This window comes from Lentzea alba, assembly GCF_011067745.1.
GTDB classification, from domain to species: Bacteria; Actinomycetota; Actinomycetes; order Mycobacteriales; family Pseudonocardiaceae; genus Lentzea; species Lentzea alba.
Genome location: NZ_JAAMPJ010000002.1, coordinates 668,264 through 684,911 on the forward strand (window position 1 = coordinate 668,264; position 16,648 = coordinate 684,911).

The following is a 16,648-nucleotide window of genomic DNA, read 5'->3' on the forward strand; positions in this document are numbered from 1 at the left end:
GACGGCGGCAACTCCAGAAGCTCACGCCTACTCATGCCCCCAGAAGCAGTCACTCAAGAACTCCGTTCGCAATGCCGATGTTGCAGATTGCACTTTGGTTGTGTCAGTATTGGCCTGTCAGGCAAGATCGGACGCTACCGATCTTGCCTGAAGAGTGCAAGCAGATGAACGTGGAGGGCGCAGTGCACGAGATGAGCGACACGGTGGCACGCGAGATGCAGTGGCACCGCAATCGCCACGGGTGGACTCGCAAGCAGCTCGCCGAACGGTGCCAGGAACTCGGCGCGGACTGGCTGACCTTCGCGGCCATCACCAGCATCGAGACCGGCCGACTGGACGAGAACGGCCGACGTCGGCGCGGCGTCACCGTGGATGAGTTGGCAGTGATCGCGAGGGCGCTCCTGGTGCCCCCGGTCGTGCTGCTCTTCCCGGTACGCAACGAAACCGACGTGACCTGGTCCCCCGCCGAGAAGGCACACCCCTGGTACGCGATCCGGTGGTTCAGCGGCGAAGGTCGTCAGCCGGTGAAGCCCAAGGGCGGCGGCGAATACGACCCCGCGACCGGTCTCTACGAGTGGTACGAGGAGGAACCCAAGGACAACCACGAACAGCTCGATCTCCTGCGCAACCACGAACGGCTGACCAGGGCTTGGGTTGAGTCCGAGCAGCGAGCGATCAACGCGCACAGGTTCGCCGAACTCGCGCAGTCTCCCGAGTCGCGCCAAGCGCGATTGATCGAGGCAGACGGCGAAGACCTCTACCGCGCGCAGGTCATCGAGCGTGACCTGATCAATGTGCGTCGCGCGATCCGCAGGCTCGGGATCACCCCACCGACCAACGAAGAACTCGACCAACTCGATAGGAAGGGCACCAATCAGTGAAAGCAGGAAGCGTCACACGACGTTGCGCTTGCCGCGATCCCGAGACGGGCAAGCAGTACGGCAAGTTCTGCCCCAACGCCAGGAAGAAGGGGCACGGGACAGTCGCAATCCGTCAGGAACTCCCGTCTACAGCGGACGGTGAACGTCGACTGTTCCGCCGTTCTGGGTACGCGACCGCCGAGGCAGCGCAGGCCGATCTCGACAAGGTTCGCGCGCTCCTCGCCATCCCGGAGAAGGACGACGAAGAGGGCCGTGAGGCAGTCGCCGCACTGCTCGCACAGGTTGCGGCGGACAACAAGCAGCCGATCCCGGACTACGACGAGACGAAGCGTCGACTCAGGACCGGGCAGAGCCTCGTCAGCAAGATGACGGTCGGGGAATGGCTCGACGAGTGGTTGCCGGGCAAGCGCATCCGCAAGACGAGTCGCAGGCACTACGAGTCGGCGATCAGGGTGCACCTCAGGCCGCTCATCGGGCACATCCCGGTGACGAGGCTTCGGGTCAGCCACCTGAACGAGATGTTCGCGAAGATCGAGGAGAACAACGACGAGATCGTCGCGGCCAACGCGGCACGCCGGGCAGTCGACGACGCGCGCAAGCAGGCCACGAAACGAGCCGAGCAGCGCGCGTTTCGGGCACAGCTTCGGGAGATGCCGCCGTTTCGCAGGACGACCGGACCTGCGGCACAGCTCAAGCTCCGGGCGACGCTGCGAGCAGCGCTGAACGACGCGATCGCGCAGCAGATCATCACGTTCAACCCGGCTGCTCACGTCGAGGTCGAGCCAGGCAAGCGCCCCAAGGCGCTGGTGTGGACCGCCGAGCGCGTCGAGCAGTGGCAGCGGACCGGAGAGAAGCCATCACCGGTCATGGTCTGGACTCCAGAACAGACGGGCGAGTTCCTCGACCTGGTGCACGAGGACAGGCTGTACGGGCTGTACCACCTGATCGCGTTCCGGGGCCTGCGTCGGGGAGAGGGGTGCGGGCTGCGCTGGTCAGACGTCGACCTCGACGCGAAGACGGCGACGGTCGCGACTCAGCTCGTCCTCGACGGCTGGGACGTCGAGGAGGGAGACCCGAAGACGTCCAGCGGCGCGCGAGTCGTCGCACTGGACGCCGAGACGGTCAAGGTCCTGCGGACGCACAAGGCGCAGCAGGCAGCCGAGCGGTTGGAGTGGGGCGAGGCCTGGATCAACACGGGCCGCGTGTTCACCGAAGCCAACGGGACGCTGCTACACCCCGGCAAGGTGTCCGAAGCATTCGAGAAGATCGTGCGGACGTCGAGCCTCCCACCGATCAGACTGCACGACCTGCGGCACGGTGCGGCAACGCTCACGCTTGCGGGTGGTGCGGGCATGAAGACCGTGCAGGAAATGCTCGGCCACTCCTCCATCACGATCACGTCGGACATCTACACGAGCGTTCTCCCCGAGGTCGCTCATCGGGCCGCCGAAGCAGCGGCCAAACTCGTCCCACGCAGGTCCACCGGGACCGATGGGCACACTTCGGGCACACACGAGGCCCAGAGCAGCGCTGCTCTACAACTCGTCACGAACCTGGGGCAAAAGAAAGACCCAGGTCAGGAAGCCTGACCTGGGTCTTATCTCACCGAGCCGCCTATCGGAATCGAACCGATGACCTGCTCATTACGAGTGAGCCGCTCTGGCCGACTGAGCTAAGGCGGCGAGACGCGATAACTATAGCTGACCCGAAGACCCGTCACTCACGGGGGTCGCCTTCGTTGTACGGACCGTGACCGACGTCACCGTCTCCTAACCGCCGAGGAGTGGGTTCATGCGCCGTTCGTTGTCCGCGCCGCTGGCCGGGTTGCTGCTCGCGCTCGTCTCCGCGCCGGCGCTCGTGGCGGCACCCGCGCTCGCGCAGCCTCCCACCACGCCGGTGCCTGGGCCACGTGACCCGAACCAGCCGCCCGCGTCGGCGCCGAACGGGCCGCAACCGCTTGCGCATGCTGTTGGGGATGCCGGTACCGGGCTGGCGATGGTCCGGCTCGGGCCGCAGGGGGTGCCTACGAACACGATCCTGCCGGGGCTCGGTGAGCAGTTGCCCAAGCAGTCGGTCACCGAGTTCGGGTTCGGGCTGGCCAGTGCTCAGGTCAACACCGAGGCGTTTCTGAGCACCGAGCGGGTTGTCACGCAGGCCAACCCGTTCGGGTTCGCGGTGGCGGGGCGGTCGCCGCAGTCGCCGGGGACGCTCGTGCAGACGGCGATTCCGGACAACCCGCAGCCGACCGATGGTGGGCTGCCGATTCCCGAGACTCCGCTCGGCAAGCTCAAGGTGCTCAACGGCAGCGTGCATGCGCGGTGGGACGAGAAGCTGGGGCCGTGCGTCAGTCCGCTGGCCACCGCCAGGACCTCGTTGGCCGGGCTTGAGGTGCTGAGCGCGTTGCCGGCTGAGGTGCCGTTGCCGTCCAAAAGCCTCATCAGCGTTCCGGACGCGTTCGAGGCGAGCTCGAACGTGAAGCTCGTCGACCTGCCGGGCAGCAAGAACAAGGCGGTCGAGTCGACCTCGACGATGCGGGCGGTCAGCGTCGAGATCGCGGGCGGTATCAAGATCGATGTCGTGAGCCCGCCGACGCTCACGGCCACGGCTACCGGGGACGAGAAGACGTCGAAGATCAGTTACACGGCGCCGGTGCTCAAGGTCAGCCAGAACGGCAAGGAGCTCGGGACGCTGGATGCCGCGCATCCGACGTTGGACATCCCGCTGCTGCTCGACCTGGTCGTCGTCAAGCTGCAGATCGCCGGCCTCAACGAGAAGAAGGCCGGCTTCACCGGCAACGGGTTCAGCGGGTTCCAGCTCGGGGCCACGGCTCGGATGCTCGACGTGCAGCTGTTGCCGACGGACAAGCTGAAGTTGCCGAACCTGCCGACGGCGCTCGCGCAGGTCTCGCTCGGTGAGCAGATCGTGCGGGCCGCGGCGCCGCAGGGTGGCGTGGTCTGCGGGACCAGCCAGCCGCCGGAGCAACCGGGCGGTCCGGCGGCGCCTCCTGCCCAGAAGGCGCCGCCGCTCGCCTACACCAACGCCGCGTACCAGTCGATTCCGCTGTTCTGGACCGGCACGGGACTGCTGCTCGCGGGTGTGGTGATCTTCGCGGCGCTGCCGGTCAGAGGCCGATCGCGCGCGAAATCCGCTGAGGTTTCAGAACCCTGAGCAACGCCTCCATCAGGTAGTAGTCGCCGTAGGGCAGGGAGACCTCGATGCCGGTCTCGATGCGGCGGTTGCGGGTGCCGCGCGCCAGGATGGCCTCATGTCGTTCGGAACGAGTCGTCAAACACGTGCGGCACAACGCTTCCAGGATGCGCAACGCAGCCACGTAGTAGGAGGCACGGCCCGACGCGCGAGACAGGTCGATCAGCCCGCACGCCATGATGGCGCCCGCCGACGAGTCCTTGACGTCGTTGGGCGCCAACGGTGAGCGGTAGTCCCACACCGGAATGTGGTCGGGGGTAAGGGCGTCCAGTGCGAAGTCCGCGAGTTTTCGTGCTGCGTCGAGGAACTCGGGACGGCGAGTACGCCGGTACATCGTCGTGAAACCGTAGATGCCCCACGCCTGTCCGCGCGACCAGCACGACGTCGGGCTGTAGCCCTGGTTCGTGTTGGGACCGATGTCCTCGCCCGTGTCCGGGTTGAAGTCGAAGACGTGCGGCGTGGACCCGTCCGGGCGGATGAACTTCGAGCGCGTGGTCAGGGCGTGCGCGACCGCCACGTCCAGGAAGCGCGGGTCCCCGGTCTGCTCCGACGCGAACGTCAGCAGGTCCAGGTTCATCATCGTGTCCATGATCGCTCGGCCGGCGTTCGCCGGTGTGCCGAGCGCTCCCCACGCCCTGATGAAGCGGCCTTTGTCGTTGTAGCGCTGGATCAACGACGACGCGGCCTGCACCGCGCCGTCCCGCCACGAGACGTCGCCGGTGAGCCGGAAGGCGGTCACCCACGACGGGTAGAAGAGGAAGCCCAGGTCGTGGATCGACGTGTCGGTGCGGCGCGGCGACAACCGCAGCGCCGACTCCACCGCCCACGTCTTGAACTGCTCGTCGCCGCTGTCGAGGTACGCGAGCCAGTGCATGCCCGGCCAGAAACCGCCGACCCAGCCGCCGGAACTGACGTAGATCCACTTCTCGAACTTCGTCTCCTCGGGGAACGAGGTGACGTTCGGCGCGACCTGGCGCAGCCGTTTCAACGCGAAGTCCAGCGACTCGCGGAAAAGCCGTCCGGAAGAAGCCGACGCTTCTCCGGCCAACAGTGGGGTCGCCGCGGCCGCACCGAGCAGGGTTCTGCGGCTGAACGCCATGAGGTCCGGGTTCTGCTTGTACACCAAAGGCCGCCTTTCATAAGCCTGAACACGTCTCCGGCGGCGTGGAGACGGGAGGCTTGTTCCAGTCCACGGAACGTAGTTCCATGTTGGTCGGCGCACATCGTGTCACTCCGTCGCCCCGATCGGAAGGCATCCCAGATGCAAATCAGGCACTCGCACGGAGACCGCATCGTCATCGGTGGCGCGACTCCGTCACCGGGCACACCGCTGATGCGCAACGAAGAAGCCGTGATCTCCCCGTCGTGGTTCGTCCACAGTGGAGCGGGTACGCACTCGTACTCGTTCGTCTGGGCCATGGGCGGCGAGAACCAGGCCTACGACGACACGGACCCGGTCGCCGTGACGGAGCTGCGGTGAGCTTCTCCCTCGAAGGCAAGACGGCCGTGGTGACCGGCGCTCGCACGGGCATCGGCCGAGCCATCGCCCGCGGCCTGCACGACGCGGGTGCCCAGCTGATCCTGGTGGGCCGCGGCGACCTGGCCGACGTCGCTCCGGCTCTGGCCACGGTCTCCGTCGACCTCGCCGACCCGGCCTCGATCGAACCCGCGCTGGCACCGGTCCTCGCCGAACACCGCGTGGACGTGCTCGTCAACAACGCCGGCACGATCCACCGAGGCGCCGCCGTGGACGTCTCGCTGGCGGACTGGCAGCGGGTGATGGCCGTGAACCTCGACTCGGCGTTCGAGATCTCGAAGCTCTGCGGAGCTCAGATGATCGCGAACGGCGGCGGCAAGGTCGTCAACATCGCGTCGCTGCTGTCCTTTCAGGGCGGAATCCTCGTCTCGGCCTACACCGCCTCGAAGCACGCGCTCGTCGGCATGACGAAGCTGTTGGCCAACGAGTGGGCCGCATCGAACGTGCAGGTCAACGCCATCGCACCGGGGTACGTCGAAACGAACAACACGGCCCCGCTCCGCGCCGACCCCGACCGCGAACCAGCCATCCGGGGCCGCATCCCGGCCGGCCGCTGGGGCACCCCGGAGGATCTGGTGGGCCCGGCGGTGTTCCTTTCGTCCAGCGCGTCCGATTATGTGACCGGACACGTACTGGTGGTCGATGGAGGCTGGCTGGCGAGATGACCGATACCGCCGTCGAAAAAACGCTCGCCGTGCTGGAGGCCCTGGCCGACCACACGCGCATCACCGACATCGCGCGCGTCACCGGCCTGCCGAAGTCCACGGTCCACCGTCTGCTCCAGGCGATGGTGGACCGCGGCTTCGCCACCTTGGGCTCGGACGGCTACCTGACCGGCCCGCGGGTACTGGCCCTGGCCGGCAAGGTGCTGCGTCCTCTGGACACAGTGGAGCGAGCACGGCCGTTCCTGCGCTCGCTGCAGGAATCCACGGGGTGCACCGTGCACCTGGCCGTGCTGTTCGGCGACGAACTGGTCTACGTGGACAAGATCGAGGCCAACAAGCCGTACCGCATGGCGTCTCGCCTGGGCATGTCGCTGCCGGCCCACGGCACCGCCATCGGCAAGGCCGTGCTGGCCTCGTTCTCCCCGTCCGAACTGGACGCGTACATCACGCGGGTGGGCCTGCCGGGCCGCACGCCGCGCACGATCACCTCGTCCTCACGGCTGAAGTCACAGCTGGCACGGGTTCGGCGGTCGCGGTTCGCGCTGGACGACGAGGAGAACGAGGTCGGCGTGCGCTGCGTGGGCGCCGCGATCCGGGACCACGCGGGAACGGTGATCGGCGGGCTGTCGGCGTCGGCGCTCGCGCTGGAACACTCGCTGCCCGAGATGATCGCGCTCGGGCCGCGGGTGCTGCGGGCGGCGGACGAGGTGTCAGCGGCACTCGGCTGGGTCTGACCGGCGGCTCAGCGAACTCGCCTCAGGGTGTCAACACGATGTTCTCGGTCGACGCGATGCGCAGGTACCGATCCCAACATCTCGTGGCATGACTCGCCGCAGCGTCGGGAAGGTTCTCCGCTTCACTTTCCATCCAGGGAGTCGAGCCGAGTGAACACGCCAACAAGAACCTGACCAGTGTCTCTTTTTCGCGGGCATCCAGTTCGAAATGCGCACAGGTCTCCAGGTACACCGACTGCATGACTTCCCAGATCCGCAGCTCCGGTTCCGGATCGAAGTCCTGGTGGAGGTTGATCAGGAAGGTCGTCAGATCGCCGACGACGCCTGGTGCGGCCGCGCCCATGGTGTTCACGACGTTCTTCACCCGGATGACGAGGTGCCCCTCGACCTGGAGCCGTTCGGGCACAGGTCGCAACGGCCGGAGATCCCCCAACCTCGCCTGCACCACTTCGCGTTCGTCGTCTTCGCTGCCGTGCAACAACGTTCGCAACATCGACAGGCGATCCGCCAGCTCGGGGCGGATCACCTTCAGAATCGACTCCGCAACCTCCGGCACCGACTTTCCGGCCGTGAAGATGGCGATCTTGTCGGCCAGCGTCGGCGAGTACCCGAGGAGATCCTCAGACGACATGTCGTGCAGCAGCGGAATGATGACCTTGTTCGAACCGGCCATCTCCTTGGCGGTCAGGCCGCGCAACTCGTACTCGGGCCAGCGTTTGACGACGAAGTGCGGACTGATGACCACCAGGCCGTATCGCGCGATCGCGAGCCCCTTGTCGATGGAGCGCGAAAGACTGTCACCTGCGGTCAGCTCGAACTCGTCGTACCACACCCTGACCTTCGCGCGCCGCAAGTAATGCGCGAGCGGGCGCACCAAGCCTTCCTTGTCCTCGGACGCGTGCGAAATGAACAGTTCGATGTCGTCCAGGCCATCCGATGCCATGCCGCCTGAGGGTAGAGGACGACCCGTTCACATCAGCACGGCGCGTGGCTCAGCCCCGATGGAGCGTCGTGACCATCGCCTCGATCGCGATGCGCGGCTTCACGTTGACCTCGATCGCCTCCCGGCAGGCCAGCACCGCCTCCAACCGCCGCAGGATCGACTCCCGCGACCACTGGGCAGCCGCGGTCCGCGAGTCCGAAGCCCGATCCGGATGCATCAACGCGGCCTCGGACCCCGTGTGCACGACCAGTGCATCCCGGTAGAACCCGGCGAGGTCCACCAAAGCCGTGTCGAGCGAGTCGCGCTGAGTCCGGGTGGCCCGGGACTTCTGCCGCTTCTCCAGATCCTTCAAAGCCCCCTTGGCCCCACGGGTGGCGGCGGCAGTCCCCTTGCCGGTGCCCCCTGCCCCCATCGCGGTTTCCAGGGCCTCCCGCTCAGCCTCGTTGCGAGCCTCGTTGGCCGTGGAGGCGTCCTCTTCCGCGGCCTTGATCAGCTCATCGGCACACGTGAAGACGTCAGCGGGCTTCCGCAACGCCAACGGAATCCGCAGCACGGCCTCACGACGTCCACGAACCTGCTCGTCCACGGCCAACCGCCGCGCCCGCCCGACGTGCCCGCCGCAGACGGAAGCCGCCCACTGGGCCATCTCCGGCGCGATCCCGTCGACCGTCTCCAGGGCCGACGCGATCGCAGCGGGCCGGGGCGAGCCCAGCGACACGAGCCGGCAGCGCGAACGGATGGTCACCGACACGTCGTCCGGGTGGTCAGAAGGCGCGCACAGCAGGAACACCGTCCGCTCCGGCGGCTCCTCGACAGCCTTCAGCAGAGCGTTGGCTGCGCCCTCGGTCAACCGGTCGGCGTCCTCGATGATCACCACCTGCCACCGCCCCGAGGTAGGCCGGCGAGCGGAGATCTGGACCAGCGACCGCATCTCGGCGACCGAGATCGACAACCCCTCGGGCGCCACGACCCGCACGTCGGCGTGGGTGCCGTGCAACGACGTCCGGCATCCGGTGCACTCGCCGCAGCCGGGACGGTCGTCCGTCACCACGCACTGCAAAGCCCCGGCGAACGCACGCGCGGTGGACGAACGGCCGGAGCCGGGCGGGCCGGTGAAGAGCCAGGCGTGGGTCATCACGCCGGGCGCGGGAGTGCCGCCCGCAACGATCATGGCCGCCGCCTCCGCGGCCGCCGACAGCGTGGCCACCGCGTCAGGCTGGCCGACGACCTCGTCCCACACGCTCATGGGTAGCAGTCTTCCAGCGAACGGTCAGACCGCGGCTTGGGGGACCGCGCGCCTGCGGGTCGCGAGCAGCGGCAGGATGGCGGAGCGGACTCGGTCGGCCACGACGTCGGCGTCACCGTCGGCCTCGACCACGACGTAGCGGTCCGGGTCGGCGGCGGCCATCTCGCTCAGCAGCCGCTGGACGCGCCAGTGGTGTTCCAGGCCGATCGCCTTGCCGTCGGCGACCGGGCGGTCCAGCAGGATCGTCAGGTCGGGCCGCAACCGGCCGGTGGCCCAGTCGACCAGCCCTTCGAGTTCCTGGTGTTCCAGCGAACTGGTCGCGGTGAAGTGCGCCAGCGGCGAGTCGACGTAGCGCTCCATCACGACGACGGAACCCTCGTCCAGAGCGGGGCGCACCTGCCGTTCGACGACATCGGCGCGGACGGCGGCGGCTACGAGAGCCTGTGCACGCACGCCGGCCAATTCGACGGAGGACAGCATCGTGCGCAGGCGGCGTTCGTCGTGCTCGGGGTCGGCGGCCAGCAGCACCTCGACGCCCTCGGCACGCAACGCGGCGGCCAGGCGGCGGGCCTGCACGGACGTGTCCTCGCGGGTGTCGCCCTCGACCGCGATCAGCAGGCCCTTGGTGGCCCGGCGGCCGCGGATCGCCGCGAACAGCGACGACAGCACCGGCTCCTCGCGGCGGTCGTCCATCTGCCGGTACGCGACCAGACCGAGGACGATCGCGATCGCCGCGCCACCGAGCATGACCGGACGGGTCGCGTCGACCTCCATCGGGTGGCCGAAGACGCTGACCGTGCGCTTCTGCAGCAACGCGACCAGCAACGGCGCACCGGCGGAAGCACCGAACAGCACGATCTTGAGCAACGACTGGATGAGCGCGACCGTGCGGCCGCGCATCTCGTCCTCGACCTGCGACCCCACGATCGTCAGGCCGGTCAGGAACGCAACGCCGGCGCACGTGCCGACCAGCGCCACCGTGAGCAGCGCGATCCACAGGTGTGGAGCCAGCGCGACCATCACCAGCGTGACGCCGGCACCCACGATCGTGACGCCGAACAGCCGGTTGTAGGCGAGCCGCCGGGCCAGCCGCGGCGCGGTCGCCATGCCGATCGCCAGGCCGACGAACACGGCCACGAACAGCAGGCCGAACGTCGAGGCGCCGCCCAGCAACGACTGCGCGTAGAGCTTCGCCGTCGCGATCACGACACCGGCCGCGGCGAACGCGCCGATCATGCCGATCACCAGGCCGCGGACCAGCGGCGTCGCGGCGGCGAACCGGATGCCGTCGCGGAACATCGCGACGAAGCCCGGCTTGTCGGCGTCGACCTCCTTCTTCTTGGCCGCGACCCGGCCGGACAGCTCCGGCAGGCGGGTCGCGATCAGGATCGCGGAGGTGAAGTACAGCAGGCCGTTGATGATCACCGCGATGGTCGCGATGTTGAACTCGAGGTTCCCGCCCTGCAGGTTCAGGTAGGCGGGGATGCCCGCGATCAGCGAGTACAGGCCGAAACCGCTGATCGTGGAGATGCCGTAGGTCATCACCAGGCCGAGCTGGTTCGCCGACTCCACCTGGTCCGGGCGGCGCAGCAGGTTCGGGACCGCCGACTCCTTGGCCGGGATCCACAGCATCGCGCAGCAGCCGACCAGAAAGTTCGCGACGAAGAGCCAGATCGGCGACCCGATCAGCGCGATCGAGATGAACAGCGAGCCGCGCAGGACGTCGCAGACGACCATCACCTTGCGGCGGTCGAACTTGTCCGCGAGCACGCCACCGATGGGCGCGAACAGGATGCCCGGCAGCAGCTGGGTGAGCACGACCAGCGACAGCGCGAACGACTGCCACTGGTAGCTGTTCATCATCTCGGAGACCAGACCGGTCAACGCGAGCAGTGACAGCCAGTCACCAACGCTGCACAGGTAGGTGACGAGCCACAGCCGGCGGAACGGCCGGATGGCCAGCACCGAGCGCAGCCGGTGGACCGTGGACACGCTGGACTCGGCCTGCCCTGTCTGGCCTGCCTCGGTCGCTCCTGTGTCCGCGTCCTGAATTTCAGTCACCCCTACTCGGCCCACCCGTGGGATCAGCGTAACCGGATGAGGTGGGTGACGTTGCCGGACTCTCAGCTCGGCTAGCTGAAGATCGCCCCAAGAATGTTGACCAGGACCAGCACGAAGAAACCGATCACGACCAGGCAGCCGATGAACGCGGCCACCCCGCCGGACTGCTTGGCGGGCTGTTGTTGTTGCGGCACAGGCATGTGCGCCGCCGGCACCCACGGCTGCGGCGCCTGTTGCTGCTGGGCCTGTTGGGTCCGCGGACGCCGGCCGCGGGGCCGCCGCTGCTCCTGCTCCATCGCCGACCAGATCGCCTGGCGCATTTCTTCCGTCGGCGTCGGCGGTGTAGGCACCGACACACGTGACGTGGAGTACCCACCAGTCCACTGAGGAGTGACCCAGGTGTCGGCCGTCACCAGTCCCGCCAACGGGTCGGGGAACAGCCTGGGAGGCGGCGGGGCCTGAGTCCCGTCCGGACCGAACTCGTTCGTCGGCACCGCCACCTCCTAGCCGGAAATCATCCGCGGCTCAGCTCTTGGACTTCGCCGGAGCCTTCTTGGCCGCGGCGGGCTTCTTCGCCGCGGGCTTCTTCGCGGGAGCCTTCTTCTTGACCGGTCCCTTGGCGCGCTTCTCGGCCAGCAGCTCCGCCGCGCGTTCGTCGGTGATCGTCTCGACGCTGTCCGTCTTGCGCAGCGACCCGTTGGTCTCACCGTCGGTGACGTACGGGCCGAACCGGCCCTCCTTGATCACCATCGGCTTGCCGGACACCGGGTCGTTGCCCATCTCGCGCAACGGCGGTGCGGCGGCCGCGCGACCGCGCTTCTTCGGCTCGGAGTAGATCTTCAGGGCCTCTTCCAGCGTGACCGTGAAGATCTGCGCCTCGTCCGTCAGCGACCGCGAGTCCGTGCCCTTCTTCAGGTACGGGCCGTAGCGGCCGTTCTGCGCGGTGATCTCGGCGCCCGTCTCCGGGTCCTTGCCCACCACGCGCGGCAGCGAGAGCAGCATCAACGCGTCGTCCAGCGTGACCGTGTCCAGCGACATCGACTTGAACAGCGAGCCGGTGCGCGGCTTCGGCGCCTTCGCCTTCGACGGCGCGGCTCCGTTCTCCGCGGGATCGGGCAGCACCTCGGTCACGTACGGGCCGAAGCGGCCCTCCTTGGCCACGATCTCGTTGCCCGAGACCGGGTCGGTGCCCAGCGAGCGACCTTCCTGCGGCGTCGAGAACAGCTTCTCGGCGATCTCCGCGGTCAGCTCGTCCGGCGCCAGGTCGTCCGACAGGTTCGCGCGCTGCGCGGCCCCGTCGACCTCGCGCTCCAGGTACGGCCCGAACCGGCCGACGCGCACGACGACCGTGCGGCCCTCGGAGTCGCTGAACAGCGGGATCGAGTTGACCTCGCGCGGGTCGATGTCCTCGACACCGGTTCCGACCAGCTTCTTCAGCCCGCCGGAGCGGCCGATCGAGCCGTCCGGGCCGATGCTGCCGCCGAAGTAGAACCCGGACAGCCACGTGGTGCGCTGCTGGCGACCTGCGGCGATACCGTCCAGCTCGTCCTCGAGCGCGGCGGTGAAGTCGTAGTCGACGAGACGGCCGAAGTGGCCCTCGAGCAGGCCGACCACGGCGAACGCCACCCACGACGGGACCAGCGCGGCGCCCTTCTTCCACACGTAGCCGCGGTCCTGGATGGTGCTGATGATCGACGAATAGGTGGAGGGACGGCCGATGCCGAGCTCCTCCATCGTCTTGATCAGCGACGGCTCGGTGTAGCGCGAGGGCGGCGAGGTGGTGTGCCCGTCCGCGGACAGCTCCGCGATCGTCAGGTCCTGGTCCTTGACCAGCTGCGGCAGGCGCGACTCCGCGTCGTCCGACTCGCCACCGGCCTCGGCGTCGACGGTCTCGACGTAGGCCTTGAGGAAGCCGGCGAACGTGATCGTGCGGCCGGACGCGGCGAACGTGACCTCCTGGCCGGTGCCCGCGCGACCCACGATGCGCACGCTGGTCGTGTTGCCCCGCGCGTCGGCCATCTGGGAGGCGATCGTGCGCTGCCAGATCATCTCGTAGAGCTTGAACTCGTCCGCGTCGAGCTCGGCGGCCACCTGGCCGGGCGTGCGGAAGACCTCTCCCGCCGGCCTGATCGCCTCGTGGGCCTCCTGCGCGTTCTTGACCTTGCGCGTGTACTGGCGCGGCTCCTTCGCGACGTACTGCGCGCCGTAGAGGTCCGTGGCCTGCGTGCGGGCGGCGTTGATCGCGGTCTCCGACAGCGTCGTGCTGTCGGTACGCATGTAGGTGATGTAGCCGTTCTCGTACAGCTTCTGCGCCGTGCGCATCGTGCGGTCGGCGGAGAACCGCAGCTTGCGGCCCGCCTCCTGCTGCAGCGTCGAGGTCATGAACGGCGCGTACGGCTTGCGGCTGTACGGCTTCTCCTCGACGGACGCGACCTTGACCGGCGCGTTCTGCAACCCGTTCGCGATGGCCCTGGCCTGCTGCTCGTCCAGCACGACGACGTCGGCCTTGCCGGTGAGCTTGCCGTCCGAACCGAAGTCACGGCCCGTGGCGAGACGCGTGCCGTCGACGGCCACGAGACGCGCGCCGAACTGACGCGGCGTGGCCTGCGCACCGGCGTCCATCTGCGCGGAGATGTCCCAGTAGCTCGCGCTCACGAACTTCATGCGTTCGCGTTCGCGCTCCACGACCAGACGCGTTGCCACGGACTGCACGCGGCCCGCCGAGAGCTTCGGCATGACCTTCTTCCACAGCACGGGGCTGACCTCGTAGCCGTAGAGGCGGTCGAGGATGCGCCGGGTCTCCTGGGCGTCGACCAGGTCCTGGTCGAGGTCGCGCGGGTTCGCGGCGGCCGCCTGGATCGCGGACTCGGTGATCTCGTGGAACACCATCCGGCGAACCGGGACCTTCGGCTTGAGGGTCTCCAGCAGGTGCCACGCGATGGCCTCGCCCTCGCGGTCACCGTCTGTCGCGAGGTAGAGCTCGTCGACGTCCTTCAACGCTTCCTTGAGCTCAGTGACCAGCGACTTCTTGTCCGCGGAGACCACGTACAGAGGTTCGAAGTCGTGGTCGACGTCCACGCCGAGCCTGGCCCAGGCCTGGCCCTTGAACTTCGCGGGAACGTCGGCGGCACCGCGCGGCAGGTCCCGGATGTGTCCCCTGGAGGACTCCACGACGAAGTTGCTGCCGAGGTAGGAGGCGATCTTGCGCGCCTTCGTGGGCGACTCGACGATCACCAGTCGTCGGGTGCTACCCGCTCCTCCGCTGCTCTTTCTCGTCCGTGTCGATCCAGCCACTCGCCGTCCCGCTCTCTTCCAAACCCGGTTCCCAGGCCCGCCAGTGTTGCCCAGCGTCGGCCGAAAAGCACACCATCCGCGACGCCTGTACGACGAGACAGCGTGACACAACCATGCCGGACCGCCCGCTCAGGCCGCCGGCCAGGTGCTGCACGCCACCCCGTGCGGAGGGCTTCCGACCAGCTCAGCGAGCCGTGCCAGCCTTCGTCGGCCGGTTACCCGCAACGCCGGAGCCCCTACCAGGGTGCACGGAAGTCCGGATGCGAGCAGGGCATTTTGCAACGGCAGGTGTGTCTGCGGTGCGTTGGGGTCCAAACCGAGCAGGTACGCCGACTCCATCCAGCTGCCCGCGGCCAGCGCCCAGACCCGCAGCACTGCGCCGTTCAGCTCGAAGTCCGCCGGGACCTTTTTGACAGATCCGTCCAGCCAGCGGGCGGCCAGAGGGGTGAGATCGGTGCGGAACGGCGTGCGGACGAAGTGCGTGCCCTCTTCGTTCACGCAGAGCTCGGACGTGACCCCGCGCTCGGCGCAGGCCTGCTTGAGGGGCTGGTGGCGCCATTCGTCACGCAGCTCGACGTACACGCGGGCCGCCGTGCCGCGCGCGAAGCTGACGGCCTGCCCCGGCCCGCAGAGGAAGCCGGCGAGGTCCGCCTTGGCCGGCGTGCGCGCCTCGGCCGAGAAGAAGGACAGCTGCCCAACCACGGCCCACAGGGTAGAACAGACGTTCGACTGTGACCAGTGGGACGTGTGTGAATACGCTGGTCGAGTTACTGCCCGGACTTCAGTTCCGCGCAGGGTGCGGACTTGCCCATCGCCGCCGCGTACTTGGGTGACTTCTCCAGCGCGTCGAAGGTCGCCCGGAGCTCTTCCGGGCTGCTGACCTGCGAAGTGTCGGTGAGCGTCTTCTCCGCGCTCTCCCAGAACGCGGCGTTGGCTTCGAGCTTCTCGACCGGCGCCTTCGCGGCGCTGTAGGACCTGGCCGACTCGCCGAGGTACTTCGTCAGCCGTTCGTGCACGTCCTCGAGTTCGTCCGACGGTGGTCCGAGCTCCTTGAGCTTCTTCTCGGCGTCGGCGAGCGCGGTGGCGTTGGCCGTGACCAGCTTGAGGTAGGCCGTCTTGACCGCGGCGGGGTTGGCGGCGTCCTGCTTCTGCAACTCCTGGCCCGCCTTCATGCCGGGCAGCAAGCCACCGCAGAAGGCGTCCACCCACTGTCCCTGGGCGTCGGTCAGCGGCTTGTCCTCGTCGGAACCGCACGCGGTCAGCACGACGGCGCTGGCCAGCACGGCAGCGAGCAGACGCTTCTTCATCGGGCCTATTTTCCTCCGGCCAGTGCCTGCCAGTTCACGCACACCTCGTTCGCGCGGAACGCCTCGTCGTGGTGGTGGCAGGCGCGGGTGCCGACGCCTGCTGCGTGCACGCGGAGATCGCGGCCGTGACCAGCACGGCCGCGATCAGCGGAGGTTCGTCACTGGCCGATCAGCTTGCCGAGCTTGGTGCGCATCTCCGTGCACTCGGGCGCCTTCGCGATGGCGTCCTTGTACTTCGGGTCGGAGTCGAGCTTCTTGATCTGCTCGGAGAACTTCGACGGGTCGGCGGACTCGCCGCCGATCTTCTCGACCTGGCCCAGGAAGTCGGGCGCGTTGGCGTCGATCTTCTTGACCTGCTCGGCGACCGACTTGTACTCCTTGGCACCGTCACCGAACATCTTGATCAGCTCGTCGTGCAGCGCCTGGGCCTCGGGGCCGGGCGCGCCGACGTCCTTGAGCTTCTTCTCGGCGTCGGCGAGCGCCGTCGAGCCGCTGTCGAGGATCTTGAGCATGCCCTCCTTGAGCGCGGGCGGGTTCTGGCTGTTCGCCGCGGCGAGGGTGATCAGCTCGACCGCGCCGGTCAGCACCGGCGTGGTGCCGCTGCAGAACGCGCCGGCCCACTTGACCGGGTCGGCCGCGGGCGGGGTGACGGACGTGGTGGTGGGTGCGGTGCTCTTCTGCGTGGACGGTGCGGCGCTGTTGGAGCACCCTGCCAGCGCGAGGGCGGCACCGGTGCAGGCGACAACGAATCTCAAACGTGCGTTCATGGTGGA

15 protein-coding genes and 1 tRNA gene are annotated in these 16,648 nt (G+C 68.1%); 6 read left to right on the forward strand and 10 right to left on the reverse strand.

The features are described 5' to 3' along the window. The first annotated feature begins 71 nt into the window (after positions 1 to 71). Entirely contained in the window at positions 72 to 881 is an 810-nt protein-coding gene (locus G7043_RS11585) for a helix-turn-helix domain-containing protein (RefSeq protein ID WP_166045552.1), read from the forward strand. Continuing rightward, positions 878 to 2,470, forward strand: a complete 1,593-nt coding sequence (locus G7043_RS11590) for a site-specific integrase (protein WP_166045553.1) — start codon at positions 878 to 880, stop codon at positions 2,468 to 2,470. Before G7043_RS11585 ends, G7043_RS11590 begins: the two co-directional genes overlap by 4 nt. A 19-nt stretch (positions 2,471 to 2,489) precedes the next feature. Here G7043_RS11590 and G7043_RS11595 read toward each other — a convergent pair. Beyond that, a tRNA-Thr gene (locus G7043_RS11595) sits at positions 2,490 to 2,563 on the reverse strand. 109 nt (positions 2,564 to 2,672) lie between these two features. Between G7043_RS11595 and G7043_RS11600 the strand changes: the two genes are divergently transcribed. Next, the gene (locus G7043_RS11600; RefSeq protein WP_166045554.1) at positions 2,673 to 4,049 is read left to right on the forward strand and encodes a hypothetical protein; all 1,377 of its coding nucleotides are present in this window, start codon (positions 2,673 to 2,675) and stop codon (positions 4,047 to 4,049) included. Here the strand turns inward: G7043_RS11600 and G7043_RS11605 are convergent. Beyond that, positions 4,003 to 5,211 carry a glycoside hydrolase family 88 protein gene (locus tag G7043_RS11605; RefSeq protein WP_313887810.1) on the reverse strand — a complete coding sequence of 403 codons (1,209 nt, stop codon included), beginning with the start codon at positions 5,209 to 5,211 and terminating at the stop codon, positions 4,003 to 4,005. The two genes, G7043_RS11600 and G7043_RS11605, sit on opposite strands and share 47 nt — an antisense overlap. Positions 5,212 to 5,349: 138 nt before the next feature. Between G7043_RS11605 and G7043_RS48225 the strand changes: the two genes are divergently transcribed. The 3 genes from G7043_RS48225 to G7043_RS11615 are packed head-to-tail and all read left to right on the forward strand — an operon-like array spanning position 5,350 to position 7,024. Next, positions 5,350 to 5,568, forward strand: coding sequence for a hypothetical protein (locus tag G7043_RS48225; RefSeq protein WP_242642105.1), 219 nt, complete (start codon positions 5,350 to 5,352; stop codon positions 5,566 to 5,568). Then, positions 5,565 to 6,290, forward strand: coding sequence for an SDR family oxidoreductase (locus G7043_RS11610; protein WP_313887811.1), 726 nt, complete (start codon positions 5,565 to 5,567; stop codon positions 6,288 to 6,290). The genes G7043_RS48225 and G7043_RS11610 overlap by 4 nt, the downstream gene beginning before the upstream one ends. Continuing rightward, on the forward strand, positions 6,287 to 7,024 hold the full coding sequence (locus tag G7043_RS11615) for an IclR family transcriptional regulator (protein ID WP_166045556.1): 738 nt from the start codon (positions 6,287 to 6,289) through the stop codon (positions 7,022 to 7,024). Before G7043_RS11610 ends, G7043_RS11615 begins: the two co-directional genes overlap by 4 nt. Before the next feature lie 22 nt (positions 7,025 to 7,046). Here the strand turns inward: G7043_RS11615 and G7043_RS11620 are convergent, their stop codons facing one another. From G7043_RS11620 to G7043_RS11655, 8 genes are all read right to left on the reverse strand, one after another. Beyond that, positions 7,047 to 7,967: a toll/interleukin-1 receptor domain-containing protein gene (locus tag G7043_RS11620; protein WP_166045557.1), complete on the reverse strand. Its 921-nt coding sequence runs from the start codon at positions 7,965 to 7,967 to the stop codon at positions 7,047 to 7,049. A 49-nt stretch (positions 7,968 to 8,016) separates the two neighbouring features. Then, positions 8,017 to 9,213 (reverse strand): DNA polymerase III subunit delta', encoded by a 1,197-nt coding sequence (locus G7043_RS11625; protein ID WP_166045558.1) that lies wholly within the window; start codon positions 9,211 to 9,213, stop codon positions 8,017 to 8,019. 24 nt (positions 9,214 to 9,237) lie between these two features. Next, positions 9,238 to 11,274, reverse strand: coding sequence for a bifunctional MFS transporter/dTMP kinase (locus G7043_RS11630; protein ID WP_166045559.1), 2,037 nt, complete (start codon positions 11,272 to 11,274; stop codon positions 9,238 to 9,240). 71 nt (positions 11,275 to 11,345) lie between these two features. Beyond that, entirely contained in the window at positions 11,346 to 11,768 is a 423-nt protein-coding gene (locus G7043_RS11635) for a hypothetical protein (RefSeq protein WP_166045560.1), read from the reverse strand. A 31-nt stretch (positions 11,769 to 11,799) separates the two neighbouring features. Further along, positions 11,800 to 14,568: a type I DNA topoisomerase gene (gene topA / locus G7043_RS11640; RefSeq protein WP_166045561.1), complete on the reverse strand. Its 2,769-nt coding sequence runs from the start codon at positions 14,566 to 14,568 to the stop codon at positions 11,800 to 11,802. A 129-nt stretch (positions 14,569 to 14,697) separates the two neighbouring features. Further along, positions 14,698 to 15,270 carry a hypothetical protein gene (locus G7043_RS11645; protein ID WP_166045562.1) on the reverse strand — a complete coding sequence of 191 codons (573 nt, stop codon included), beginning with the start codon at positions 15,268 to 15,270 and terminating at the stop codon, positions 14,698 to 14,700. Between the two features lie 65 nt (positions 15,271 to 15,335). Continuing rightward, complete coding sequence (locus G7043_RS11650; RefSeq protein WP_166045563.1) at positions 15,336 to 15,875, reverse strand: hypothetical protein; 540 nt, start codon at positions 15,873 to 15,875, stop codon at positions 15,336 to 15,338. A 158-nt stretch (positions 15,876 to 16,033) separates the two neighbouring features. Then, positions 16,034 to 16,642, reverse strand: a complete 609-nt coding sequence (locus tag G7043_RS11655) for a hypothetical protein (RefSeq protein ID WP_166045564.1) — start codon at positions 16,640 to 16,642, stop codon at positions 16,034 to 16,036. Positions 16,643 to 16,648: the final 6 nt, after the last annotated feature.

Bases quoted from the DNA above. Each gene is read 5' to 3' on its own strand.
- G7043_RS11600 (WP_166045554.1), top strand. From the start codon at position 2,673: ATGCGCCGTTCGTTGTCCGCGCCGCTGGCCGGGTTGCTGCTCGCGCTC.
- G7043_RS11655 (WP_166045564.1), bottom strand. From the start codon at position 16,642: ATGAACGCACGTTTGAGATTCGTTGTCGCCTGCACCGGTGCCGCCCTC.
- G7043_RS11650 (WP_166045563.1), bottom strand. From the start codon at position 15,875: ATGAAGAAGCGTCTGCTCGCTGCCGTGCTGGCCAGCGCCGTCGTGCTG.
- G7043_RS11615 (WP_166045556.1), top strand. From the start codon at position 6,287: ATGACCGATACCGCCGTCGAAAAAACGCTCGCCGTGCTGGAGGCCCTG.
- G7043_RS48225 (WP_242642105.1), top strand. From the start codon at position 5,350: ATGCAAATCAGGCACTCGCACGGAGACCGCATCGTCATCGGTGGCGCG.
- G7043_RS11620 (WP_166045557.1), bottom strand. From the start codon at position 7,967: ATGGCATCGGATGGCCTGGACGACATCGAACTGTTCATTTCGCACGCG.
- G7043_RS11625 (WP_166045558.1), bottom strand. From the start codon at position 9,213: ATGAGCGTGTGGGACGAGGTCGTCGGCCAGCCTGACGCGGTGGCCACG.
- G7043_RS11585 (WP_166045552.1), top strand. From the start codon at position 72: ATGCCGATGTTGCAGATTGCACTTTGGTTGTGTCAGTATTGGCCTGTC.